The sequence below is a fragment of the Chloroflexota bacterium genome, assembly GCA_016219275.1.
In the GTDB taxonomy this organism is placed as follows: Bacteria; Chloroflexota; Anaerolineae; order UBA4142; family UBA4142; genus JACRBM01.
The window spans coordinates 20837-27245 of sequence record JACRBM010000104.1 but is presented as its reverse complement, the minus strand read 5'-3'; the positions used below and the strand labels follow the sequence as shown (position 1 = coordinate 27245).

At 57.9% G+C, this 6409-nt stretch carries 4 protein-coding genes; 1 reads left to right on the top strand and 3 read right to left on the bottom strand.

Annotated elements, in window-relative coordinates; translation table 11 throughout:
- Positions 1-220 precede the first annotated feature (220 nt).
- Entirely contained in the window at positions 221-3244 is a 3024-nt protein-coding gene (locus HY868_27195; GenBank protein MBI5305844.1) for a protein kinase, read from the top strand.
- A gap of 4 nt (positions 3245-3248) precedes the next feature.
- On the opposite strand, the gene HY868_27190 is transcribed toward HY868_27195, so the two are convergent.
- From HY868_27190 to HY868_27180, 3 genes are all read right to left on the bottom strand, one after another.
- Positions 3249-4013: a DUF4058 family protein gene (locus HY868_27190; GenBank protein MBI5305843.1), complete on the bottom strand. Its 765-nt coding sequence runs from the start codon at positions 4011-4013 to the stop codon at positions 3249-3251.
- Positions 4014-4089: 76 nt separating this feature from the next.
- Entirely contained in the window at positions 4090-4731 is a 642-nt protein-coding gene (locus HY868_27185) for a response regulator transcription factor (protein MBI5305842.1), read from the bottom strand.
- Positions 4732-4747: 16 nt separating this feature from the next.
- Positions 4748-6208: a GAF domain-containing sensor histidine kinase gene (locus HY868_27180; GenBank protein ID MBI5305841.1), complete on the bottom strand. Its 1461-nt coding sequence runs from the start codon at positions 6206-6208 to the stop codon at positions 4748-4750.
- Positions 6209-6409 lie beyond the last annotated feature (201 nt).

Below are 6409 nucleotides of genomic sequence, written 5' to 3'. Positions count from 1 at the left end.
GTAACTACTCAGCCAACCCACATTTACGCCGATGAAAAAACAAATTTATCCGCGAATAACGCGAATTGCGCGAATAAGAAGAAAAAATTAGCGAAGATTCGCGTAATTCGCGGATAAAGGAACGATGGCTGAGTAGTTACCCGCCGGCATTGTATCACAAGTGAGAAAGAAAATAAAACGTGTTTTGAAAATTCCGCGTATCCAGAGTATAATTTTCACAATGGCTATCAATTTTCTCGCCCGCTTCCTTCGCCGCGTTGGATCAAAGAAGCAAGCCAGCCCTGCCGACGCGACCGCGCGCGCCAAGACCGCATTTGGAATTGGCGCGCTCGTCCAAGAACGTTATCGCCTCGACGCCGAGTTAGGTCGCGGAGGCATGGGCATCGTTTATCGCGCGCGCGATTGCCATCTCGACCGCGACATCGCGTTCAAGATCATCAACCTGGACGCGACCGGGCACAGCACGCGCGAGCAATTCTTGCGCGAGGCGCAGATCACCGCCCAACTCCATCATCCGAACATCGTCGCCGTGTACGAAACGGGCGCGGTGGACGCAGGCGCGCCTGAGCCAGCGCCCTTTATCGCGATGGAATTGGTGCGCGGCAAAGAGCTGGACGCGCTGCGCGGACTCTCCTTCGCGCAAAGCATGGACATCGCGCGACAGATTTGCAACGCGCTCGAGTACGCGCACGCCCAGGGACTGGTGCATCGCGATCTTAAACCGGGCAACGTACTCGTCGAAAAACGCGGCTATCGCCATGTCGCCAAATTGGTGGACTTTGGCTTGGCGCGTCCGCGCGATGCCGCGAACCTGCCGCCCGAACACAGCATCGCGGGAACTATCTACTACGTTGCACCAGAGTTGATTACCGGCGCGCCGGCAACCGTGCGCTCCGATTTGTACGCGCTCGGCGTACTGTTGTACGAAATGGTGACCGGGCGCGTGCCGTTTTCCGATTTCGATGTCCAAGCCATTTTTGAACAACACCTAAAGGAATCGGTTGTTCCACCCAGCCAAACGCGTCCTGACGTACCGCTCATTCTCGAATCGCTGATCTTGCGATTGCTTGCCAAAGACCCGCAAGACCGTTACGCGTCCGCGCGTCAAGTCGGTCGTGTGCTCGAACAAATCCTCGCCGCGAAAAAATCCTCCGCCACGCACGGAAATGTGTCCCGATCTGTACCGCCAATCCTGGGACGCGCAAATGAAATCGCGCAAATCAAACACGCGCTCGAAGACAATGCGCTGGTCACACTCACTGGCGCGGGCGGCATCGGCAAGACCCAGCTCGCACTCAACGTCGCGCACCAATTGACTGACGAGTTTGCCGATGGGGTGTGGTTGATCGAACATGCCGGGTGGAGCGACCCAGCACTAGTGCCAGCACAGGTTGCCTCTGTCCTGGGGCTGAAAGAAGATTTCCGCCGTCCGCTGATCGTCGCGTTGACCGAACATCTGCGCGAGAAACATGCGTTGCTCGTTTTGGATCATTGTGGGCATCTCGTCGGCGCGTGCAAACAATTCGTCGAGACGATTTTGCGCGCGTGCCCTGATGTACGCATTCTCGCGACGAGCCGTCATCCATTGAATCTTGCCGACGAGCATGTCTACACCGTTCCACCGTTATCACCAACCGACGCGGAACATTTGTTGAGCGAACACGCATCAAGTGTCGCGTCGGTCAATACACCATCGCTGACGCGCGTGGGCGAGCATCTCAATGGAATTCCTCTCGCGCTCGAACTCGTGGCGGCACACGTCAAAGAATTTCCCGTCGAGCAAGTCTTGGCGAACCACACGACACAAACGCACGACCAAATTTTGAGCGCGGTGCTGGATTGGAGTTTCGCGCAACTATCCGCGCGCGCGCGCGAATTGTTCAAACGGGCATCTGTATTTCGGGGTGGCTTTACGATTGACACCATCAAATTATTCGATCAAGTGGACGATTCGGAAGCAATCAATCTCGTAACCCAGTTGGTCAACCAATCACTCGTGGATGCCTGCCCCGTCAACGATGGCGTGATGCGTTATCGCATGCCCGAACCGATTCGCCAGTACGCGCTTGCCAAGTTGCAAGCATCCGGCGGCGAGCCAGATGCGCGGCTCGATCATCGCGACGTGTATTTTCGGCTGGCGCTCCAAGCCGCGCCGCATCTTCACGATGCCGAACGCGATGCGTGGCTCGCGCGTTTGGAGCCGGAGCACGCCAACTTGATTGCCGCGCTCGATTGGACCATCGAACGTCCGCAACATGCCAACATCGCGTTTCGTTTCGGCGACGCGTTGTGGCAATACTGGCGCGCGCGCGGTTACTGGCGCGAGGCAAACGACCGGCTATCGAAAATCCTCGCGTTGGCGCACACCTTGTCCGACGCTTCCGCGCGTGTTCGCGTCCTGATCAGCATGGGACACCTGGCGGTTTTTCAAGCGGACTCTGCCAGAGCGCAAAGTATGCTCGATCAAGGTCTGGCTCTCGCGCGCGATTTGAACGATCAAGACTCAATCGCGTATGCGTTGTGCGGACTGGGTGCGCTCGCGCATGCGCGAGCCGATGCCGAACGCGCTGAGGTCTTGTATCGCGACATCGCGGCGCAATATGCAAGTGCCGGGAATGTCTGGGAAGCCGCGAACGCGCTCTTCAAAGTGGGGAAATTAAAAGCACAGTGCGGCGAGTATCTCGACGCGTGTGCGATCTTGACTGATTGTTTGGATACGTTCCGCCAACTCGGCGACACAAAAAAGGTCGCTCACGTGTTGAGCCGCCTCGGCTTGATTGCGTGCGCGCGTGAGCAGTACTCTGAGGCATGCACATTTTTCCAAGACAGTCTAACATGCTGGCGTGAATTGTCAGAACCATTCGAAATTGCCAGTCAACTCACTCACCTTGGATACGCGACGCTCTATCGAGGACATGACGATCAGGCGCACACATATTTTGTCGAAAGCGTATCGCGGTTTGTGGAATTGAATTCCCGGCAAGGAGTCGCGGATGGCGTGTACGGAATCGCCGGCTCATTCGCCCAGCGCGATCCCGAACGCGCCGCGCAATGGATCGGCGCGGCAGACGCGTTGCTGGCAAGTGGACCAGTTGAAAACATCAAGCCAAGTGATGAAAAGAAAAACTGGGTGATCCAACACCTTCACTTGGAATCCCCAGCATTGCAAGCCGCGCGTGCGGTTGGTCGCGCGATGAGTTTGGAACAAACCATTGCCGACGCAGTCGAATCCGGAAAAGGTTGATCTTTCAACGCAAATTCTGCGCGCGCAGTAACGCATCTGCCCACGTCGCGTCATCACCCTGCAGGGGTGGTGTCGCATCCCCGCGATAATTCACTCCCAGATCGTACCCCGCGCGATCGTACATCGCGTTGAGCCACGTTTGCAATTCGACGCGCGGTTCGTCATCGCCGCGTTGCAAAGGACGCGGAAATACCGGCATCGGTTCGCGCACACTGAACACGTACAGATCCGCGCGCGGTCGTTTGTCCGCGCGACTGACGAGAATGCGATAGTCCGCGGGCTTGCTCCCGGACATCGGCAAGGGTTCTCCATCACGCAAGAGATCAATTTCGACCAAATGCGTGGCGCTATCCAACACGCGCTCGCGCTTGCGCATGTACGCGCGACGACCCTTGCCTTGTCGCTTGTTCGCCGACGAGAGAATTTCAATCGCCGTAATCACCTCGCCGGTCGCCACCGCGCGCACTTCGAGATACCCCTCTTGAATCACATCCGGCACCGGCACGGTCACCGAAATCGGACTCGTCGCCGATTCTACCGCGACGTACTCAGCCACACGATCGCGCAAGACCTCGACATCGGGACGTCCGGCAAATTGTGAATTCCCTGGATCAGCCGTGTAGGTTCGCTTTTCAATCGCGATGCGATACTTGGGACGGACGCGCGGGGCGAGCGCATCCGCAATTGCCGTGATGAAACGATGATGCACGTCGAGCCACATTTCGGGATGTTCGAGATACGGATCCATTCCAGGAAATGGTGATGGCATTTGATCCTCTTTAGCAGAAATGCCTTTGCCAGAATCCAGGTTTCTCCCCTACGGGGAAACCTGGATTCTTTCTTGTTCACAACAATCCGCGTTTTGCCGCTTCGGCGACGGCTTGCGCGCGATTCGCAACGCCCATCTTTTCGAGAATGTCCTGCACCTTGCGCTTGACCGTCACCTCGCTCCAAAATACCTTTTCCGCGATTTCCTTGTTCGTCGCGCCGGCGGCAATCAGTCGCAATACGTCGAGTTCTTGATCGCTCAACCCAGAATCCGCGCGCGCCTTGTCCTTGACCAGGTCTTGAAATTCGCGCATCACCTTGCCCACAAGCGCCGGGCTGAGGAGACGATCGCCGCGCCCCACTTGGCGAATCGCCGAGGCAAGCACCTCGGGCGACGCGCTCTTGAGCAAGTATCCTTCCGCGCCGGCGCGCAACGCGCCGAATAGAAATTCGTCCTCATCGTACGTGCTCAAGATGATCACTTTGATATTGGGATGCTCGCGCTTGAGTCGTTGCGTTACTTCGATGCCGTTCTGACCGGGCATTCGAATATCGAGCAAAATTACATCGGGTTGCAACGTAGCAAGCGCGGCGAACAAACTTGCCGCGCTATCCGCTTCGCCAATCACTTGAATATCCACGTGATTCGCTAGCACACTGCGGACGCCTTGCCGCACAATCGCGTGATCGTCTACTAACAAAACCCGCACAGTGTCCACGAGGTCTCCTTGCTCTTCATTGAGCAATCGGCGTTTTCAGCACAATGCGTGTACCCACGCCCACTTGCGACCAGACATCCAGGTCGCCACCGATCGTTTCGGCGCGTTCGCGCATGCCGATCAAACCCAGGTGTGTGCGCGGCTCGCGCATCACCGCCACGCTGTCGAATCCGCGACCATCATCGCGAATTTCGACGCGTAGATCGCGCGCGCCAAAACTCACTACGATATAAACGTGCTGCGCCTGGGCGTGGGCTTCGACATTGTTCAACGATTCTTGCGTCACGCGAAACACCGCGACCTCGGCTTCGGGGTCGAAGCGACGCGGCGCACCATCCACGCGCAATTCGCACTGAATTCCGGCGACGCGTTCGAAACTGGCAACCAACTCGCGCAATGCCGGCACGAGTCCGTGCGTGTCGAGCGCGACGGGGCGCAAACTGTAGATCGCGCCGCGCATCTCCGCTTCGATACGCCGCAACAAATTCTGGGTCTCGCCCAGCCGCATCTGCGCCGACTCTGGGTGCGCGGCGAGCGCGTCGCGTGCCGCCTGCGTTTCGAACAACGCGCCGATGATGAGTTGTTGCACGCTGTCGTGCAAATCATGCGCGATGCGCGCGCGTGTTTTCTCTTCGACGCGGCGTTCTTCGGCGAGCACTTGGCGCAACGCGTCGGCTTTATGCGCCAACTCTTCCTTCGCAGCGACCAATTCGCCGGTGCGTTCCGTCACACGTGTTTCCAATTCGTGATTCAGCACTTTGAGTTGCGCGTGCAAGCGCGCCTTTTCGATCGCGACGCCGACCTGCTGTCCAATCGCGGTGAGCAACGCGCGGTCGGATGCGTCAAACATGCGTGGCACGTGACTCCCCACGTGCAAAACGCCGACGACACGATCCGCCGTTCGCACCGGCACAGTCAACACCGAGCGAAATCGTTCGCACGCGCACGCGGTCAGAGCGAGTGTTGGCGCGCGCCCAATATCCTCAATCGCGATGAGTTGCCCGGTTTGCGCGGCTTTGCCACACACACATTGTCCGAATGGTACCACGCGTTCCGCCGCGATAAATTCCGGCGATACGCCGCGCACCGCGCCGAGCACCAATTTGCCATCGTCGAGCAAACGAACTTCGCCCGATTCGAGCCGCAATAAATTGAGCACGCGGTCGAGCGCGCATTCGAGCACCGCGTTCAATTCAAGCGACTGATTGACCGCTTCACCAATCGCGTTCAGCGCGACGAGTTGTTGATGTTGGCGTTCGCGGTCGTGCGCCGCGCGTTCGAGCGATGCCGCCGCGCGCATTGCCCAGGTGAGCGTAAAGAAAATCGCAAGGGGACCGACCACGCCTAGCAAGACAACGCCGATGACGACCTGGGGCGCATAGGGCACATAGCCGTCAACGACAATGCCTTCCCACAACGGATAGCCGATGCCGAACACGGCAAGCGTGATCGGCATGATCCATCGCAACGTGGTCATCCCTTTTGATAATCGGGAAAGCGTATCAGGGGTCATCTGTTCTTTCTAGTTGCCTTCAAACCGATTGTATCACAGGCGAGAGGCGGAATCAATCGCGCGTGGGTAGGTCGGGCGATGTAGGTCGGGCAATGAAATCGCCCGCCTAAATAAGGTCAAGCCCGCTGAAGCGGGCTGGCGCGCAATTGGTTTGGGTCGCCAAGA

Coding starts and splice junctions, on each gene's coding strand:
- HY868_27190 (MBI5305843.1), bottom strand. CDS start 4,013: ATGCCATCACCATTTCCTGGAATGGATCCGTATCTCGAACATCCCGAA.
- HY868_27180 (MBI5305841.1), bottom strand. CDS start 6,208: ATGACCACGTTGCGATGGATCATGCCGATCACGCTTGCCGTGTTCGGC.
- HY868_27195 (MBI5305844.1), top strand. CDS start 221: ATGGCTATCAATTTTCTCGCCCGCTTCCTTCGCCGCGTTGGATCAAAG.